The sequence below is a fragment of the Fulvivirga ligni genome (assembly GCF_021389935.1).
Lineage (GTDB): Bacteria > Bacteroidota > Bacteroidia > Cytophagales > Cyclobacteriaceae > Fulvivirga > Fulvivirga ligni.
Genome location: NZ_CP089979.1, coordinates 6,335,152 through 6,355,223, shown reverse-complemented (window position 1 = coordinate 6,355,223; position 20,072 = coordinate 6,335,152). Strand labels below are relative to the sequence as shown.

Sequence of the window (20,072 nt, the reverse complement as noted above, 5' to 3'; positions counted from 1 at the left end):
ACTACTTAATAATAATGAAATCAAAACTAAACCTGGGACTATTGTTAGTAGCCTTTGTGTGCGTACTGGCATGTGGTCCTAAGAAAGAGAATAATGAAACAGAAACAGCAGATACTACTGCTGTAAGTAATGAACCTAAAGAATTTGGTGAAGCTGATGGAAAGAAGGTGTCTTTGTACACCCTTAAAAACAGCCATGGTGTGGAAGCACACATTACTAATTACGGAGGTATCATCACGTCTTTAATGGTACCTGATAAAACTGGTAAGTTAGAAGATGTAGTGCTAGGGTATGATAATCTTGCTGATTACCAAAAGGATAGCCCTTATTTTGGTGCCCTAATTGGTAGATATGGAAACCGTATTGCTAAAGGTAAATTCACTTTAGATGGTGAGGAATATACTTTGGCAGTGAATAATGGTGTAAACACTTTGCACGGTGGAAAAAAAGGGTTTGATAAAGTAGTTTGGGATGCTGAAAAAATCACTACAGATGAAGGTGAGGGACTAAAGCTAAACTATGTAAGCCCTGATATGGAAGAAGGTTATCCTGGTGAGCTAAAAGTAGAAGTTACTTACGTGCTTACAGATGATAACAGTCTTAAAATCGATTACACCGCTACTACTGATAAAAAAACAATAGTAAACCTAACTAACCACTCTTACTTCAATCTTACTGGCGGAGTAAAAGGTGATATTTTAGGTCATGAGGTAATGATCAATGCAGATAAGTTTGTGCCTATAGATAGCACGCTTATTCCTGAAGGTCAGCTGGAATCTGTGGATGGCACTCCATTTGATTTTAGAGAGCCCACAGCTATCGGAGCTAGAATTGGTGAAGATAATCAGCAGCTTACATACGGTGGTGGTTATGATCACTGCTGGGTTTTAAATGCTGATGGTGAAGGTATGACCAAAGCGGCTAGCGTTTACGAGCCTAAGAGCGGTAGATTAATGGAGATCTTTACTACAGAGCCTGGCTTACAGTTCTATTCTGGAAACTTCCTGGATGGCTCTTTAACTGGTAAAGGTGGTGTAGCTTATAAATACAGATGGGGTATAGCTTTAGAAACAGAGCACTACCCGGATTCTCCTAACCAGCCAGACTTCCCGTCTGTTGAGTTAAATCCTGGTGAGACGTATCACACATCTACCACCTACAAGTTCTCTACCAAATGAAATTAAGGTATTTATTAGTTTTAGTTCTGTTCCCTGCGCTTGCGTGGGGGCAGTCTAAAACCTTCACTAATCCAATATTACCTGGCGGTCCAGATCCATGGGTGATTTATAAAGATGGATATTACTACTACACCCATACCATGGGTAGAAATATTAAAATCTGGAAAACTAAAAACATTGCTGATATACCTACTGCAGAAAGTAAAGTAGTGTGGAACCCACCGGCGGAAGGCATGAACTCAAAAGAGCTTTGGGCTCCGGAGATTCATTACCTGCAGGGCAAATGGTATGTCTATGTAGCCGCTGATAACGGTAAAAACATTAACCACAGAATGTGGGTGCTGGAGTGCGACAGTCAGGATCCGCTAAAGGGAAACTGGACCGTAAAAGGAAAGCTTCAGGATAACGGAGATCACTGGGCTATCGATGGTTCAGTGTTTGAAAACAATGGCCAGCTTTATATGGTATGGTCGGGCTGGGAAGGAGCCAGGAATGGCCGCCAGGACATTTACATTTCTAGAATGAAAAACCCCTGGACTCTAGAGGGGAAAAGAACCATGATTTCTACTCCTACCTATGATTGGGAAAAGCATGGTAAAGTTACATGGGAAGGAGAGGACATGGAGCACATCTATGTAAATGAAGGTCCTCAGCCGTTAAAACATGGTAATAAGATATTTATAATCTATTCTGCAAGTGCTTGCTGGACAGATTATTATGCACTTGGAATGCTGGCTGTAGATAATGATCAGGACCTGATGAATGCGGATAACTGGAAAAAATCAAAAGATCCGGTATTCGAGCAGGCACCTGAAAATGGAGTATATGCCCCGGGGCACAATTCATTCTTCAAATCTGCAGATGGTACTGAAGATTGGATTCTATACCATGCTAATTCAGAGTCAGGCTTAGGTTGTGGTCCTAAAAGATCACCTAGAGCTCAAAAGTTTACCTGGAACACTGATGGTACTCCAAATTTTGGTACCCCGGTAAAAGAGGGTGAAGAGCTACCTATTCCGTCAGACAAATAATTTAAACCAATAACCTATTAATACAACCTCAAAGCTACCCTTATGAACAAAAAACTAGTTTTAGGATTTATTCCTTCTTTCTTATTACTCATTTTCATAAGCAATATGGCTCAGGCACAGGCTGAGAAAGCACCGGCTTATCCGTTAGTGGCTCATGATCCATATTTCAGTATTTGGTCTTTTAATGATAAGCTTACAGATGCTTCTACCAGGCACTGGACAGGATCTGATCAGCCATTAATTGGCTATGTAGAGGTAGATGGAAAGGAATATAGAGTACTAGGTAAAAAGCCGGTAGCTTATGATGCTATTCTTCCTACTTCAGACATGCAGGATTACACCTGTAAATTCACAGAGTCTAAGCCTGCAGAAGGCTGGAAGGCAGTTGATTTTGATGACAGCAGCTGGAAAACGACCGAAGCTCCTTTTGGTGATAACCCTTCTACTGCTAAAACAGTATGGAAAAGCCATGACTTATATGTAAGAAGAGAGTTTACTCTAAAAAAAGGTTTCGATGCAAGTAATTGGCAGCTAAAAATCAGCCATGATGATAATATTAAGATCTTTATAAACGGAGAGCAAGTATTTGAAAAGGTAGGCTGGGATACCAAATATAATTTTGTGGATCTGAAAGCGGCTGCTAAGAAAAGTCTGAAGGTAGGCAAAAACGTGCTAGCCATACATATATTAAATACAGCTGGCGGAGCCTGGTTAGATGCCGGTTTGGTTAGCGAAAGAATTGAAAAAAACACCAATGATTTAGTAGGTGTACAAAAAGGGGTGAGCATAACACCCACTCAAACCATTTATGACTTTACCTGTGGAGGCGTAGATGCTAGGTTAACTTTCACATCGCCATTGTTAATGGACAATCTTGATTTAATGTCAAGACCGGTTTCATACATCAACTATGCCGTGAAATCTAATGATGGTAAAGAGCATAAGGTAAAAGTAAGGTTAGATGCTTCGGCCATGATTGCCGTAAACACTCCAGCTCAAAAGGTGGAGGCAGAGACTTTAACTGAGGGTGGCTTAACAATTCTGAAAGCAGGAACACAAGCGCAGCCGGTATTAAAGAAAAAAGGAGATGACCTTCGAATAGACTGGGGATACATGTACGTGGCTACAAAAAGTGGGAGCAATGTGAAACAGTCTGTAAATAAGGTGGATAGCAAAGGTTCTGAAACAGGACTTAACACCATTTTAAGTACATCTATTGATTTAGGAAGTGTAAGTAAAAAGGAGTCTGAAGGGCTGTTTTTACTTGGCTATGATGATAAATATGCTGTAGAATATTTCGAGCAGGAAATCAGACCATGGTGGAATAACGATGGTAAAGCTACCATTGAAGGTGAGCTAACTGCTGCGTCGAAAGAATACGAAAGCATCATAAAACAATGCCAGTCATTCGACGAAAGTCTTTATAAAAAAGCAGAGAAAGCAGGCGGCGTGGAGTATGCTAAACTTTGTGCTATAGCTTACAGACAAGCTATTTCTGCTCACAAATTAGTCAAGAGCCCTGATGGTGAGATACTTTTCTTATCTAAAGAAAATTATAGTAATGGTTGTATTAACACAGTAGACGTTACTTATCCATCTGCACCGCTTTTCCTTATCTATAACCCTGATTTATTAAAAGGAATGCTCAACGGTATTTTCTACTACAGCGAAAGTGGAAAGTGGAAAAAGCCTTTTGCTGCACATGATTTAGGTACTTATCCAAAAGCTAATGGTCAGGTTTACGGTGGTGATATGCCAGTAGAAGAATCTGGAAACATGATTATACTTACTGCGGCTATAGCAGATGCAGAAGGTAATGCAGACTATGCCAAGAAGCACTGGGAGTCATTAACACAGTGGGTGAAATTCCTTGAAAGAGATGGCTTTGATCCTGAAAATCAGCTGTGTACAGATGATTTTGCTGGTCATATAGCAAGAAATGCTAACCTATCAGTGAAGGCTATTGTGGGTATTGGCTGTTATGCTAAGCTGGCCAAAATGCTAGGCGAAGAAGATACCTATCAGCAGTATGATAAGATGGCTAAAGACTTTGCTCAAAAATGGATGAAACTGGCTGGTGACGGTGATCATTACTCGCTAACCTTTGAGAATCCAGGTACCTGGAGCCAAAAATACAATCTGGTATGGGATAAGCTTTTAGACCTAAATATTTTCCCTGAGGAGGTTTACGAAAAAGAAATGGCCTATTATCTAAGCCATCAAAATAACTATGGCTTGCCATTAGATAGCCGTAAAACTTACACCAAGTCTGACTGGATCATGTGGACAGCCACTTTAGCTGATAATCAAAAAGACTTTGAAGCTCTGGTAAAGCCAATATACAAATTCGCCACAGAGACATCAGACAGAATACCTTTAAGCGACTGGCATGAAACTACAAACGGAAAGCATATTGGCTTTCAGGCACGTAGCGTTGTGGGTGGCTATTTCATCAAAATGATGGATAACTAAGAAATACAATTAAGAAGAAAATCATAAAAATTAAGACTCAATGAAAAGACTACTAGCTGTAGCGGCCTGTTTTGTAATGATAACAGCACAGGCTCAATGGAAGCCGGCTGGCGATAAAATAAAAACTGAATGGGCTGAGAAAGTAGACCCGAATAATGTACTTGGCGAATACCCAAGACCGATCATGGAAAGATCTGACTGGAAAAACCTTAACGGCCTATGGGATTATGCCATAAAGCCAAAAGGTGAAAAACCAGCAGGATTTGATGGAAAAATATTAGTGCCATTTGCAGTGGAGTCTAGCCTTTCTGGCGTGCAAAAGACTGTAGGCGAGCAAAATGAGCTTTGGTATAAAAGAACTTTCGAAGTGCCTAGCAGCTGGAAGAGAAATCATGTGCTACTTCATTTTGGAGCGGTAGATTGGAAAACAGAAATTTGGGTTAATGATATCAAAGTAGGTGAGCACACAGGTGGATACACGCCTTTCTCTTTCGATATTACTCCATTTATTAACAAATCTGGCAGCCAGAAGCTGATGGTGAAAGTTTGGGATCCTTCAGACAGAGGTCATCAGCCAAGAGGTAAGCAGGTGAAAAATCCGGAAGGAATCTGGTATACTCCGGTAACTGGTATCTGGCAAACAGTATGGTTAGAGCCTGTGCCTGAGCACTATATCACTAACTTAAAAACTACTCCAAACATCGATAACAACAGTGTTTCTATTAAGGTAGAAACCAATGATGAGCAATATGCTGACATTGCTGAGGTGATTGTTAAGGCTGATGGTAAGGTAGTAACTACTGCGAAAGCTGCTGCAAATCAGGCAGTAGAAATCTCTATAGCTGATGCAAAATTATGGACTCCGGATTCACCCTTCTTATATGATATAGAAGTGAAGTTGGTACAAAATGGCAAAGCACTGGATAATGTGAAAAGCTATTTTGCTATGAGAAAAATATCTCAGAAAAGAGATGAGCACGGCATAGTGCGTTTGCAACTGAATAACAAGGACGTATTCCAGTTTGGTCCTTTAGATCAGGGCTGGTGGCCTGATGGATTATACACTGCTCCTACTGATGAAGCTTTGGTATATGACATCAAAAAAACCAAAGACTTTGGTTTCAACATGATCAGAAAGCACGTAAAAGTAGAGCCAGCAAGATGGTATACGCATTGTGATAAGCTTGGAATATTAGTATGGCAAGATATGCCTAGCGGCGAGAGATTCCAAAGATGGGATAACCACCATTACTTCCAGGGCGAAGAACTACAGAGATCAGCTGAATCAGAAGCTACTTATAGAAAAGAGTGGAAAGAAATTATGGATTATCTCTACTCATATCCAAGTATAGTAGTTTGGGTGCCTTTCAACGAGGCATGGGGACAGTTTAAAACTAAAGAAATTGTAGAGTGGACTAAGGAGTACGATCCATCAAGACTAGTGAACCCTGCTAGTGGTGGTAATCACTTCCAAACAGGAGATATGCTGGATCTTCACAATTACCCGGGACCAGATATGTACTTATATGATGGTATGAGATCTACCGTACTTGGAGAGTATGGAGGTATAGGCCTGGCGCTTGAAGGTCATCTATGGGTGCCTGATAAGAACTGGGGATATGTACAGTTTAAAAACTCTAAAGCAGTAACTGATGAATATGTAAAATATGCTGAGAAATTAGCAGAACTAGCTAAAAGAGGATTTTCAGCAGCTGTTTATACACAAACCACTGATGTAGAGGTGGAGGTAAATGGCCTTTTAACTTACGATAGAAAGGTGATTAAAGTGGACGAAGACAGAGTACGTGAGGCCAATGAAAAAGTGATACAAAGCATTGAAGACTAAGTAGTAAGTAGGTTTAGTTTGGACAAACAGGCTGGTCATGTAAATGGCTGGCCTGTTTCCTTTTTATAGGATTTGTATAATAGAAAGTTAGAAAAATAAAATAATAACCGTAAGTTTTACATTTTATACTGCAATCGTTTTCAAGTTTCAAAATATATTCATACATTGAAATCATAGGATGAATCAACGCTCTTATGAATCTCTCAATCGCAACTAACCCTACTACCGAGCAGCTTGATATAGAATGCCATCAATTATGGATTGATGTGCAATCTGGAAACAAGCTGGCATTTAGACATTTATATGATCTATACCTCGATGATCTATTTTCTTATGGCAGAAGAATAACTTCTGATGAATCAGTTATTGAAGACTGTATTCATGATGTATTTACTGACATATGGAAGTATAAAAACAACATTCAAATTAAGTCTTCTCTGAAATTCTACCTATTTAAATCTTTGCAGAGAAAGGTGATACATGTGCTTAAGGCATCTCGTAAATACCCGACGTCAGACATTAATGAAGTATATCTGGAAGGTGTACCTTCTTATGAAGAAGATTTAATTTCTGAACAAACAGAAAAAGAGCGTAAAAAGAAATTCAGTAACTCATTACAGCACCTTACCAAAAGACAGAGAGAGATAATAAAACTTAGGTATCAGGATAATTTCAGTAATGAGGAAATCTCTGATATCATGAATTTGAGCATTGAATCTACCTATAATCTCATTTCCAAAGCCATAGGAAAACTGAAGAAAGTACTACGTTAAATTTTTTTTAAAAATTTGAGTTATAAATGGTGAGATTTTCTTTTACCATCTCTCTTACAGATAAATAACTGCTTTTATCTGTGAATTTCAATCGTTACCAAATAAGCGATTTCCTTGACAATGCTGATTTTAGAGCCTGGGTGCTTACGCCCAACTCTGAATTAGAAGCATATTGGCTAGAGTGGATCAAAGACCACCCGGAAGCCTACTCTGTCATAGAGCAAGCCCGCAAAGTTCTGTTAGATCTTGAGGCTGAAAGGAAAGAGGTAAGCCAGAAAAAAAGAGAGAAGCTCTGGAAGCGGATTGAAGAAACCAATCAATCTACTGATAATCAAAAAAAAGATAACGGAAAGGTGCTTCCTATCCACCCCAGGTATGTAAATCCTGATCTTCCTAAAAAAAAGACCGTTAAGCGACGTGCCTTACTCATTAATTTAGGTGTAGCTGCTTCTTTATTAATAATAGGAGTTTTTATCACCGGCTATTTCTTTGGCTCAACGACTAAAGAGATGAAAGAAGAAATTCTTTGGGTAAGAAAGCAGAACCCTAAAGGCCAAAAGTCTAAGATAAAGCTGCCTGATGGTTCTAAAGTTACCTTAAATGCTGAGAGTGAGCTGCTTTACAAAGAGAAGTTTGAAGGACTAACCAGGGAAGTATACTTAAAAGGAGAGGCATTCTTTGAAGTAGAAAAGAATACGGAAAAGCCGTTTGTGGTTCATAGCGCAGATATATTAACCACGGCTTTAGGTACCTCATTTAATATAAAATACATCGAAGACGGATCACCTTTAAAAGTATCATTAGTTACTGGTAAGGTAAAAGTAGAAGGTCCTAATGGTAAAGATGATAAGCACATTATCACCCCGGGAGAGCAATTAAAATTTGATCTGTTAAAGCACACTACTCACCGGGAGATGTTCAATCCCACTTTGGTGCTGGCTTGGAAAAACAACATCATCAGCTTTCAAAATGCTGATCAGGAGGAGGTTTTTTCTACCCTTTCACGCTGGTATGGAGTAGAGTTCGACTTTCAAAATACTTCCGATAAAATCCGCGAATGGCGGTATTCGGGGCAGTATAAAGACGAAAGTCTGGAGCGCGTATTAGATGGCCTGAGTTTCACTCAAGGCTTCTCTTATACCATAGAAGATAAACACGTTACTATAAATTATAAACCCTAAACACACACACCTCATGAAAAATCAGAATACTAGTTGACTTGCTATTAAACCGATTTACTTACGGTTTTTCTTTCATCCACTGGGCTAGTTTGGCGACGTAAACCCGGCTGGATTTATTACATGTTTGAAACAAACCATCAACTATGAAAAAAACTTTACTTCACCGTATTGTGATGTATTCAGGGAAATTTATTGCCATTTTATTCATACAGATTCTCACTATGACTGTGCTTTCTGCTACAGATCTTACTGCGCAGAGAATATCTAGTGTGAAGAATATTGTGGTTAACCTGGATCTTACACAAGCATCTATCAAAGAAGCGTTTGATGACATAGAGAAGAAAACCTATCTACACTTCTCATATGATAATCAAATCGTTAATAACGATCTAAAGATCAACTATCATAAACAAGGTCCTGTTTCTGACCTTCTTATTGAGATTTCCAGGCTTGGAGGTCTTCAATTCAAACAGATCAATGAAAATGTGCATGTCAATAAGAGAAAAGGCAGCACTAAAGAAATCGATGTAGTAATATTCGATACCAGAATAACCGGCCAGGTGCTCTCGGAAGAAGATGAGCCCCTTCCTGGTGTTAACGTGCTCGTAAAAGGAACCACCATAGGTACTGTTACCGATCTTGACGGTAAATACTCACTTACCATACCAGACGGAAAAAATACCCTAATATTTTCATTTATAGGATACAAGAGCCAAGAGGTACTTATAGATAACCGCAAAGAAGTAAATGTACAGCTAGAACCAGATATTACTGCCCTTGAAGAGGTGGTGGTAGTAGCCTTTGGTGAACAAAAAAAGCAGGATCTGGTAGCCTCAGTAACTTCCATTAAGCCAGCGGAATTGAAAGTTCCATCCAGTAACCTTACCACAGCTATGGCTGGTAGAGTTTCAGGTATGATCTCATACCAACCCAGTGGTGAGCCAGGTCAGGATAATGCTCAGTTTTTTATTAGAGGTGTAACCACGTTTGGTTATAAAAGTGATCCCTTAATTCTGATAGATGGTATTGAAAGTACATCTACAGATTTAGCAAGATTGCACCCAGATGATATAGAGAGTTTTTCCATTATGAAAGATGCTACAGCTACTGCCCTTTATGGTAGCCGTGCGGCTAATGGTGTAATCTTAATTAAAAGTAAAGAAGGTAAAGAAGGTAAAGCAACAGTATCAGTAAGGTTGGAAAATTCAGTATCTATGCCTACCAGAGAGGTAGAACTGGCCGATCCTATTACCTATATGACGCTAAATAATGAAGCCGTTCTTACCAGAGATCCGCTAGGCCAATTACCTTATACTCAGGAGAAAATCGAGAAAACCAGAGAAGGAGGTAACTCACTTGTTTATCCGTCTACAGATTGGAGAAATGAGCTGATTAAGGATTACACCATGAATCAGAGGGCCAATATAAATGTGAAAGGTGGAGGACAAGTAGCGCGATACTACGTGGCCGCATCCTTTAATCATGATAATGGCTTGTTGAAGGTGGATAATCGTAATAATTTTAACAATAACGTTAGCCTTAAAACTTATTCCCTACGCTCAAATGTAAACATCAACCTTACTAAAACTACTGAGCTAGATGTACTCCTTTATGGTGCATTTGATGATTATGCCGGGCCTATAAGTGGTGGAGCGCAGGTGTATTGGGATATTATGCACACTAATCCTACTCGCTTTCCTGCTTATTTCCCCATTGATGCGGAACATGAGCATGTGCAGCATATTATGTTTGGAAACTACCAAAATGACGGTGGAGGCTTTAGCCGAAACCCATATGCAGAATTAGTGAGGGGTTATAAAGAGTACTCCAGGTCTAATATGAATGCTCAGCTACAACTGCAGCAAGATTTGTCATTTTTGGTGAAAGGTTTACGTGCCAGAGCAAGGGTGAATACCAGAAAGTACACCTATTTTGATGTAACCAGACAATATGCACCTTACTGGTATAGCGTTCAGAATTATGATAAATACTCTGACCAATACAGTATCGAATTACTAAATGAAGAGGGGGGAAGAGAATATTTGGATTATGTGCCTGGCGGAAAAGATGTACAGTCTCATTTTTACTTTGAGTCTTCTTTAAACTACAGTGGGGAGATCAATAAAATCCATAAAGTAGGTGGGGCATTGGTGTTCCTGGTTCAAAACCGATTAACAGGAAATGCCGGCAACCTACAGTCATCCTTACCATTTAGAAATGTTGGCCTGGCAGGTAGAGCTACATACTCATATAAAGACAGATATTTTACGGAACTCAGCTTTGGATATAATGCTTCAGAGCGTTTTTATAAAGACCATAGATGGGGATTATTTCCAGCTGTAGGTCTAGCCTGGAACGTTTCTAACGAGCCGTTTTGGGAGCCTTTAAAGCAGAAGATTACACTATTCAAACTTAGAGGAACCTACGGTATAAGTGGAAATGATGCTATTGGAGCTCCTGGCGATAGATTCTTATATCTGTCAGATGTTAATCTGAATGATCCTGCACATGGAGCCGTGTTTGGTACTAATAATGGCTATTACCGAAACGGAATGGGTATATACAGATACTCTGATCCTAACATTACCTGGGAAAAGGCGGCTAAGACCAATATCGGTGTAGAAATCGGCATTATGGACCAGCTAAATTTTCAGGCAGATTTTTATAGGGAATTAAGAACCAACATACTTCAAAGCCGTGCTGACATACCGGCAGAAATGGGCCTTTCGGCACAGCCGCAGTCTAATATTGGTGAAGTTGAAGGTAAAGGTGTTGACCTGTCATTAGATTACAATCATTATTTCAATAATAGTTTCTGGTTACAGGCCAGAGGAAACTTTACCTATGCCACTAGTGAATTTAAGGTTTTTGAAGAACCTGAATACCCTGATGCTCCATGGAAATCAAGAAGAGGTTATCCTATAAGTCAGCAATGGGGATATCTGGCTGAGCGTCTGTTTGTTGATGATGCTGAAACTCAGAAATCACCCCAACAGTTTGGCCAATATGGAGGTGGAGATATCAAATACCATGATGTAAATGGCGACGGTAGAATTACCGCTTTAGATGAAGTGCCCATCGGCTATCCTACTATACCAGAAATAGTTTACGGTTTTGGTCTATCTGTAGGGTATAAGAACTTTGATTTTTCCATTTTCTTTCAAGGTCTAGGCAGAAGGTCTTTCTGGATAGACGCCAATGGCACCGCACCTTTCCGTGGAGATACGCAATTACTTAAAGCATATGCTGATGATCATTGGTCAGAAGAGGATCAGGATATTTATGCTCTTTGGCCAAGGCTTAGTAGCAATGCTTCAGGTAACGATAATAATAATGTTCGTAATACATGGTTTATGCGCAATGGATCATTTTTAAGGTTGAAACAAGTAGAGCTAGGTTATAATGTGCCTGCTAATGTTACTACCAAATTAAAAATGAAGTCTCTAAGAATTTATTTGAACAGCACCAACCCAATGGTGTGGAGTAAATTCAAATTATGGGATCCTGAGGTGGGTGGAAATGGCCTGGGTTATCCTATACAGAAGGTCTTTAACGTAGGCTTATTGGCCAATTTTTAATCTGAGAATTACGAATTACTATGAAGAATAAATTAATAATATCATACTTAACCATAGCGCTCTTCATTCTCGATGGATGTAACGATTACCTGGACATAGTTCCTGATAACGTGGCTGAGATAGATATGGCCTTTAGGTTAAGAAATACTGCAGAAAGATTCTTATTTACATGCTACTCATATATGCCAGCTCATGGCGGCCAGGATAATCCTGCCTTTCATGCTGGTGACGAATTATGGTTGGCCCCGAATAATGGTAACTATGGCTGGCAAATAGCCCTGGGGGCACAAGAAGTAGTAGATCAGTACTGTAACTTCTGGGGAGGTACACGCGGAGGAAAAGATTTGTATGAAGGCATTCGTCAGTGTAATATTTTTCTAGAGAATGTTAACGAGGTCCCTGATCTTACAGAAGTAGAGCGAAAAAGATGGATTGGCGAAGCGAAGTTTTTGAAAGCCTACTACCATTTCTATCTCATTAGAATGTACGGACCAATAGTTTTAAAGAAGGAGAACGTTCCTGTTTCTGCTTCACCAGATGAGGTAAGGGCAGCCAGATCACCAATCGATGCTTGTTTTGATTATGTAGTTCAATTGTTAGATGAGGCTGAAGAAGGCCTACCGGAAGTTATTACTAACAAAGTGGATGAGCTTGGTAGAATAACTAAAGCCATTGAGCTTTCTGTAAAGGCACAAGTGCTGGTTACGGCAGCTAGTCCTTTATTTAATGGCAATCCAGATTATCAGGGATTTTCAAATAGTGATGGTACTTTACTGTTTAATCCATCTTACGATGCTGCTAAATGGCAAAAGGCTGCTGAGGCCTGTAAGGTAGCTATTGATTTTTGCGAGGCACAGGGTATTCAGCTTTATGAATATGCTCCGTTTAGTCAGTACAACCTTTCTGATACTACCATTCAAAAATTAACCATCAGAAATGCCGTATGCGAAAAGTGGAATTCTGAAGTGATTTGGGGGAATACTAACAGTATGGGTAATTATGATCTGCAAAGTAGAGCTATACCCAGAGGATTAGATCCAGCTAAAACTACTAATTCATCTCTAAGAGGTAACATGGCTCCTCCGATCAAAATCGCTGAGATGTTCTATTCATCACATGGAGTTCCTATTAATGAAGATGTTACGTATGATTTTTCAGGAAGATTCCAATTGAAAGAGGGTGATGCATCACATAAATTTTATCTCAAAGAAGGATACTCAACCGCGGCTTTGAATTTTGACAGAGAGCCTAGGTACTATGCTGATTTGGGTTTTGACGGAGGGATCTGGTATGGCCAGGGAGTATTTGATGATAATAGTGCTGATGTGTACTATGTACAGGCCAAATGGGGACAACCAGCGGCTACAAGAGATAACACATCTGGTGTGCTATATTACTCATCTACAGGTTATTGGCCTAAAAAGCTGGTACACTTCGAGAGTACAATTGGTGAAGGAAATAATTTTAGTATAGAAAATTATCCATGGCCTGTTATTCGCCTTGCAGACATGTACCTTTTATATGCCGAGGCTCTGAATGAGGTAAATGGACCAACTGAAGAAGTGTACACTTATCTAAATAAGGTAAGAGAAAGAGCAGGTATCCCATCGGTTCAGGAGTCATGGAGCAATTATTCTAATAACCCGGGCAAGTTTACTACCCAAGCAGGTTTGAGATCAATTATCCATACGGAGCGAAACATTGAATTAGCTTTTGAAGGTAAAAGATTTTGGGATCTCCGAAGATGGAAAGAAGCGCTTGTGGAGCTTAACCAACCTATAACAGGATGGAATTTAACCCAGCCTGAAGCCGAAGATTATTATAAAGAGAGTCTGGTGTATAGCCAATCATTTACTACCAGAGATTATTTCTGGCCATTAAATGAATACGCTCTTATTGTAAATAATAAGCTGGTTCAAAATCCCGGTTGGTAATTTTCTAATGATAAAATGAAATTGAATATGAAATATTTATTTGATCATATTAAAAATATTGGCCTGGCAGTTTTCATGATAGCTATTGTTATGATCGCCTGCGATGAGTCTGAAGAAAGGGGTATTCCTTTTGATGATGGCTCCGTACCAGGTCCTGTAAGCGAACCTTTAGTTGAAAATATTCCAGGTGGTGCTACCATCACCTACTCACTTCCAGATAGTGAAAATGTACTCTATGTAGAAGCGGAGTATTCGCGCAAGGGAGATGGTGAAACGGCCACTCAGAAATCTTCTTACTATAATAACAGTATTACCATTTTAGGTTTTCCAGATACTAACGAACATTCTGTTCTATTAAGAAGTGTTACGCGTAGTGGTAAGAAATCAGAGCCAGTTTCTGTTCTGGTAAAGCCCCAAACACCACCAGTGCATTCCGCGCTGGCTAACCTGGAGGTAGGGCCTACATTTGGCGGGATCTTTATAAATTTTCTGAATGAAAGTAAGGCTGACCTAAAGATTAACGTGGTCACCACTGATTCGCTGGATGATTTTTATATAGCCGACACTTACTATACTAAAAGAACGGAAGGAACTATGTCAGTACGTGGTTTTGATTCTTTGTCAAGAGTTTTTGGAGTCTATATCAGAGATAGATGGGATAACTATTCAGATACTCTATTTACAGAGTTGAAACCTTATTATGAGGAGAAAATAGATAGTAAAAACTTCCAGGTTTTAGAACTCCCGGGAGATAACTGGATGCCGAACCCTCTATATAATTTAGCTATGCCATTAATGTGGGATAATGATCCGGGAACCTTCTTCGGTAGTAATCCTGGGGCTGGGTTTCCGCAGGCCTTTGCCTTTGATCTGGGCGTGACCACTACCTTGGCCAGGATGAAATATTTCCCTCGGTCAGACGGTGTTTTTGCCTATTCTAACCAACCGAGATTTTTCGAGATATGGGGTTCTAATGATCCTAATCCGGATGGTAGTTGGGATAGCTGGTCATTACTCCTGGAATGCGAAATGTTAAAACCATCAGGTCAGCCTACAGGAGTAGTCACTGATGAGGACAGACAGTATAGTTTAGATGGTATTGATTATGAGTTTCCTTCAGATATACCTCCGGTGAGATACATCAGATTTAAGACGCTGGAAGTATGGAATGGAGCGAACATTACCATAGTGCAGTTGGACTTGTGGGGTGATGGAGGAAAATAATCAGGACTACTCATTTGAAATTTAGCTAATGAATAAGCAAAGAAAAAAATATAAAATACCCACTATAGCTAAAAGTCTCCTGCTCGCACTTTCAGTGTTTCTGGTGGCCATAGGCTGTACTGATATGGATGATACGTATGATCAGTTTTGGTCTGAAGGGGAGATTGTCTATCCGGCCAATGCTGATTCTGTTACCGTTTTTCCAGGTAGAAACAGAATAGGGTTAAGCTGGATCATTAACGGTGATCCATCAGTAACTAGTGCTCTAATCTATTGGAATAACAGAAACGACTCTCTTCGAGTACCCTTTGAGTCAACCAGTGGGGCGGATAGTATTTCTGTGATTATCAATGACTTAGAGGAACAGTTTTATGTATTTGAAATCTATACCTTCGATGATGATAATAATATTTCAATACCGGCAAATGCTGCAGGAAGAGTTTATGGAGATAATTATAATTCCTTAATCATAAACAGGAGTGTTGAAGAAGTTAAATTTCAAGGTGACAGTCTCACGGTATCCTGGGGCGCTGCTTTAGATGATACCGCGCTTGGAGTAGAAGTTATATACCAGTCTGAAAGTGGGGGCGAAAAGCAGATTTTAGCAGACAGTAAAGCAGCCCATACCGCTATTTTTGATTATGATGCCCAGAATGGAGGCTCTATCTACACTAGAACTGTCTATTTGCCAGATTCACTTGCGCTGGATATGTTCTATACCAAGTATGATACTTCAGAGGTATTTACAGTTTTCTCTAGAGGTAACTGGGAAGTTACCGCAAACAGTATAGATCCCGGTTTTTCGGCCTATAACGCTATAGATGGAAATCCTTTCACATACTGGTGGACAGCCCAGCCGGAAGATGGGCAGTTTCCTTTCTATTTCAATATTGATATGAAAGAGGAGATTCAGAGTGTGACTGGCCTGTATTTGCAGCCTCGAACTAACACCAATGATCCTATGGCTGAGGAAAATCCAAGGCTCAATAATTTCGAGATACTAGTAAGCAGTGATAATGTAGAATGGTCATCTGCAGGCGTGTTTGATGTGCCTGATAATGGCAATGTACAGTACTATGATTTTGCTACGCCTCAAACCATGAGATATATCCAGATTGTATGCAATGGAACTTATAGAGATAAGCCAAGATGTGCCATTGCAGAGGTGGGTATTTATCGCCGATGATATAACGAACAATTACTAAAACTAACTATAAACCTTACCCTTATGAAAATGAAAAAGCGACTCGACCACTTATGACCTAAAACCCTCTTTAAAACGGAAAAACCGATATGAGATACCGGTTTTTCTTCCTCCGCAAAGCATAGTTTGGCGACGCTGCTAAAGCGGATTATTACATGTTTAAAACAAAATCATAAAATTATGAAACAAAAGTTACTTCACCTAACCGTGATGGGCTCAAGGCAGTTTCTGTGTATTTTAATGGTGCAAGTGCTGTCCATTTCTATACTTCTAGCCACAGATCTATCTGCCCAGCGCATTTCAAGTGTTAAGAAAATTGACTTTGGTATTGCCCTTAATAATGTTTCAATCTCAGATGCTTTCCGCACTATTGAGAGCAAAACCAACTTACGCTTCTCTTACGATAAACACATACTCAACGAAGACATCCGATTCTCTTACAATAAGAAGGGAAAAGTGGCAGATCTGCTTATCGAAATTTCAAAGCTAGCAGGCCTGCATTTCAAACAAATAAACGAGAACATACACGTTCAGAAAGTTTCCAAGAAAGCTACTAACCAGCTGGAAGTCTTTATTTACGATGTAAACGTTCAAGGTACCGTAACCTCAGATGAGGGCGAGGCCTTACCAGGTGTTAGTATCCTGGTAAAAGGCACCACCATCGGTACCGTTACAGATATAGACGGAAACTACTCCCTCTCAGTACCCGATGATCAGAATACACTTATCTTCTCCTTCATAGGCTACAAATCTCAAGAAGTGGCTATTAATGGCAGAAGCACAATAGATGTACAATTAGAGTCTGATATTCAATCATTGGATGAGGTGGTGGTTACAGGATATGGGACCCAAACCAAACAGTCTATTACAGCTGCTGTATCATCCATTACCAGTGAAGAGATAGGTAAGGTTCACGGTGGATCTACCGTAAGTTCTGGTTTAGCAGGTAAACTGCCAGGCGTTACTTTCAGAATGCCTGATGGTAGACCTGGTGCATCAGCTACCATTCAAATCCGTAATATGGGAGACCCACTTTACGTAATTGATGGAATACAACAAGATGCAGGACAATTTAATAACCTAGCTCCAAATGACATTGAGAGTATAACTATACTTAAAGATGCATCAGCAGCCATCTACGGTGTTAGAGCTGCCAATGGAGTAGTATTGGTTACAACCAAGAGAGGTAAGAGAGGAGAAAGTAATACTATTAATTTAGATGCATATTACGGTGTTCAGAACTGGTCTCGTTTTCCTGAAACTGTTAATTCTTATGAATGGCAAGTTGGAAAACTAGAGGCGGATATGAATCGAGTAAATCCAGGAACAAGTATGACGCCTGAAGAACTCGAAAGATGGAAAGAAGGTACAGAGTATGGTTATCGAGATTTTGATTGGTATGATTATATTATTGAAGGGGACGCACCTCTTACATCTATAAACCTCAGTACTACTGGCGGTAGTGAAAAGATAAATTATTATGTATCATTAACGCGCTTAGATCAATCTTCTGTTCTTGGTAGAGAATTCACATTTGGCAGAACAAATATGCAGAGTAATATAGATGCTAATATTACTAAAAACCTAAAAATTGGAGTTCAGATAAATGGTAGAATTGAAACAAGGGATAATCCAGGTGTACCTGGAGGTGATGATTATTGGGCTCCACGATTTGCTCTTCTTCGTAATTTGCCTTGGGAAAGGCCATTTGCTAATGACAATCCAGAATACCTGAATGATATCGGTCATAACGCAGAAAACTGGGGGCTTTTGAATAAAGAAAATTCTGGATATTGGACTCAAGATTGGAGAGTGTTACAAACGAACTTCACAGGTTCATATGAGGTGCCATTTGTTAAGGGATTAAAAGTGTCAGGTAAGTATTCTTACTACTTAGCAGACATGGTAACTAATGGTCATGAATATACTTATGATGCTTATACCTTCAATCCTGCTGATAGCACTTACACACGTACTGGAGGAAGTACTAATCCGTGGAGAGAAAGAAGACTTGAAAAAGTTTTTAACAAAGTATCTCAGGTTCAGGTGGATTATAAAAATACCTTTGGACAACATACAATAGGTGCGACATTTGTAAATGAAAGGATAGAAAGAAGAAGACTTTATACTTTTCAACATGCAGTACCCACTAATAATTATTTGCCTAACCTTTCATTTTCTACAATGGATGATACGGATTTTGCAGATTTAGATCAACCTGAAGCCAGGATTGGATATGTTGGTCGCTTAACTTACAACTTTGCAGATAAGTATTTCTTAGAGTTGGTTTGCAGAAGAGACGCTTCTTGGAAGTTCTCACCTGAAAATAGAGTGGGATATTTCCCGTCCGTATCCGCAGGTTGGCTTGTTACAGATGAGCCTTTCATAAAAGACTTAATAGGAACAAAAGTTTTAAGTAGTTTAAAATTAAGAGTTTCTTACGGTCAGTTAGGGGATGATAATATCGGTATTGATCCGTTTGCTTATCTACCTGGCTATGGTTACAACACAGGTACAGGACGCTCTGTATTTGATGGTCAGATAGTATTAGGAGCACGCTACAGAAATACAGTGAACAACCTATCTTGGTTTACTAGTACTACTACAGATATAGGTACAGATTTTAGTCTCTTTAATAGTAAATTATCTGGTACAGTAGATTACTTCTATAGAAAAAGGACAGGTCTTAGAGGTAGAAAGTATGATGTATTATTACCTGCAGAGTTAGGATATGCTCTTCCTGATGAAAATGTAAATAGTGATGCTGTTATTGGAGGAGAGGTTTCATTAATGTATTTCGGGAAGGTTGGAGAAGCTAATTTCTCAGTTGGAGGCAACGTCTCTTACGCTAGAAGTAAATTCCTATCTTCATATAAGCCTGTTTTTGGTAATTCATGGAATGAATACAGATCTAGTATAGAGAATAGATGGAATAACATCATGTGGGGTTATGAAGTGGAAGGCCAGTTTAAGTCTGCAGAGGAAATTAGTGATTACCCTGTAAATATTGACGGACGTGGAAATGAAACCCTTTTGCCAGGAGATTTAATATACAAAGACCAGAATGGAGATGGAAAAATTGATGGACTAGATGAGCGACCTATAGGATATTCCCCGGACAGAAATCCTATAGTAAACTTTGGTCTTAGCTTCTCATTTGACTATAAGGGATTCGATTTCACTGCTGATTTTTCCGGTGGTTCAATGTATACCTTCCAACAGAGATGGGAAATGTTATGGCCTTACCAAAACGGTGGAAATTTGTTAGCTATCTATCAGGATAGGTGGCATAGAGAAGACCCGTTTGATGTTAATAGTGAATGGGTTGCAGGAACATATCCAGCCTTAAGATATAATGAGGGTGGGCATAGTAATTATAGAAACGGTGATGTACCCTCCACTTTCTTTAGTACCAATGTTAAATATTTAAGGGCAAGAACATTAGAATTAGGATACAGTGTCCCTGAAAATATTTTAGAAAAAGCTAAGATTACGAAACTGAGAGTGTATGTAAATACATTTAACCTCTTCTCTATAGATAATGTGCATGATCTAGGTATTGAACCAGAAATTATTGACCCTAATGGTCTTCAATATCCTCAGAATAAGGTATTCAATTTTGGAATCAATCTAACCCTTTAAATAGAATAG

General features: G+C 39.4%; 11 protein-coding genes. All 11 read left to right on the top strand.

Annotated features, from left to right (window positions below; all coding sequences use genetic code 11):
- Positions 1-14: 14 nt before the first annotated feature.
- The 11 genes from LVD16_RS26935 (at position 15) to LVD16_RS26885 (ending at position 20,063) form a co-directional block, all read left to right on the top strand.
- Positions 15-1,178, top strand: a complete 1,164-nt coding sequence (locus LVD16_RS26935; RefSeq protein ID WP_233771397.1) for an aldose epimerase family protein — start codon at positions 15-17, stop codon at positions 1,176-1,178.
- Positions 1,175-2,209 carry a glycoside hydrolase family 43 protein gene (locus LVD16_RS26930; RefSeq protein WP_233771396.1) on the top strand — a complete coding sequence of 345 codons (1,035 nt, stop codon included), beginning with the start codon at positions 1,175-1,177 and terminating at the stop codon, positions 2,207-2,209. The genes LVD16_RS26935 and LVD16_RS26930 overlap by 4 nt, the downstream gene beginning before the upstream one ends.
- A 42-nt stretch (positions 2,210-2,251) precedes the next feature.
- A complete protein-coding gene (locus LVD16_RS26925; RefSeq protein WP_233771395.1) occupies positions 2,252-4,681 on the top strand; it encodes a glutaminase family protein in 2,430 nt (809 codons plus the stop codon).
- A gap of 40 nt (positions 4,682-4,721) precedes the next feature.
- Positions 4,722-6,527 carry a glycoside hydrolase family 2 protein gene (locus tag LVD16_RS26920; protein ID WP_233771394.1) on the top strand — a complete coding sequence of 602 codons (1,806 nt, stop codon included), beginning with the start codon at positions 4,722-4,724 and terminating at the stop codon, positions 6,525-6,527.
- Between the two features lie 194 nt (positions 6,528-6,721).
- The gene (locus LVD16_RS26915) at positions 6,722-7,300 is read left to right on the top strand and encodes an RNA polymerase sigma factor (RefSeq protein ID WP_233771393.1); all 579 of its coding nucleotides are present in this window, start codon (positions 6,722-6,724) and stop codon (positions 7,298-7,300) included.
- A gap of 80 nt (positions 7,301-7,380) precedes the next feature.
- The gene (locus LVD16_RS26910; protein ID WP_233771392.1) at positions 7,381-8,481 is read left to right on the top strand and encodes a FecR family protein; all 1,101 of its coding nucleotides are present in this window, start codon (positions 7,381-7,383) and stop codon (positions 8,479-8,481) included.
- Between the two features lie 143 nt (positions 8,482-8,624).
- The gene (locus LVD16_RS26905) at positions 8,625-12,059 is read left to right on the top strand and encodes a SusC/RagA family TonB-linked outer membrane protein (RefSeq protein ID WP_233771391.1); all 3,435 of its coding nucleotides are present in this window, start codon (positions 8,625-8,627) and stop codon (positions 12,057-12,059) included.
- A gap of 20 nt (positions 12,060-12,079) precedes the next feature.
- Positions 12,080-13,993, top strand: coding sequence for a RagB/SusD family nutrient uptake outer membrane protein (locus LVD16_RS26900; protein ID WP_233771390.1), 1,914 nt, complete (start codon positions 12,080-12,082; stop codon positions 13,991-13,993).
- Positions 13,994-14,020: 27 nt separating this feature from the next.
- On the top strand, positions 14,021-15,217 hold the full coding sequence (locus LVD16_RS26895; RefSeq protein ID WP_233771389.1) for a DUF5000 domain-containing lipoprotein: 1,197 nt from the start codon (positions 14,021-14,023) through the stop codon (positions 15,215-15,217).
- Positions 15,218-15,245: 28 nt separating this feature from the next.
- The gene (locus LVD16_RS26890) at positions 15,246-16,403 is read left to right on the top strand and encodes a DUF4998 domain-containing protein (protein WP_233771388.1); all 1,158 of its coding nucleotides are present in this window, start codon (positions 15,246-15,248) and stop codon (positions 16,401-16,403) included.
- 198 nt (positions 16,404-16,601) lie between these two features.
- Positions 16,602-20,063: a SusC/RagA family TonB-linked outer membrane protein gene (locus LVD16_RS26885; RefSeq protein ID WP_233771387.1), complete on the top strand. Its 3,462-nt coding sequence runs from the start codon at positions 16,602-16,604 to the stop codon at positions 20,061-20,063.
- Positions 20,064-20,072: the final 9 nt, after the last annotated feature.

Coding starts and splice junctions, on each gene's coding strand:
- LVD16_RS26935 (WP_233771397.1), top strand. CDS start 15: ATGAAATCAAAACTAAACCTGGGACTATTGTTAGTAGCCTTTGTGTGC.
- LVD16_RS26930 (WP_233771396.1), top strand. CDS start 1,175: ATGAAATTAAGGTATTTATTAGTTTTAGTTCTGTTCCCTGCGCTTGCG.
- LVD16_RS26925 (WP_233771395.1), top strand. CDS start 2,252: ATGAACAAAAAACTAGTTTTAGGATTTATTCCTTCTTTCTTATTACTC.
- LVD16_RS26920 (WP_233771394.1), top strand. CDS start 4,722: ATGAAAAGACTACTAGCTGTAGCGGCCTGTTTTGTAATGATAACAGCA.
- LVD16_RS26915 (WP_233771393.1), top strand. CDS start 6,722: ATGAATCTCTCAATCGCAACTAACCCTACTACCGAGCAGCTTGATATA.
- LVD16_RS26905 (WP_233771391.1), top strand. CDS start 8,625: ATGAAAAAAACTTTACTTCACCGTATTGTGATGTATTCAGGGAAATTT.
- LVD16_RS26900 (WP_233771390.1), top strand. CDS start 12,080: ATGAAGAATAAATTAATAATATCATACTTAACCATAGCGCTCTTCATT.
- LVD16_RS26895 (WP_233771389.1), top strand. CDS start 14,021: ATGAAATATTTATTTGATCATATTAAAAATATTGGCCTGGCAGTTTTC.
- LVD16_RS26890 (WP_233771388.1), top strand. CDS start 15,246: ATGAATAAGCAAAGAAAAAAATATAAAATACCCACTATAGCTAAAAGT.
- LVD16_RS26885 (WP_233771387.1), top strand. CDS start 16,602: ATGAAACAAAAGTTACTTCACCTAACCGTGATGGGCTCAAGGCAGTTT.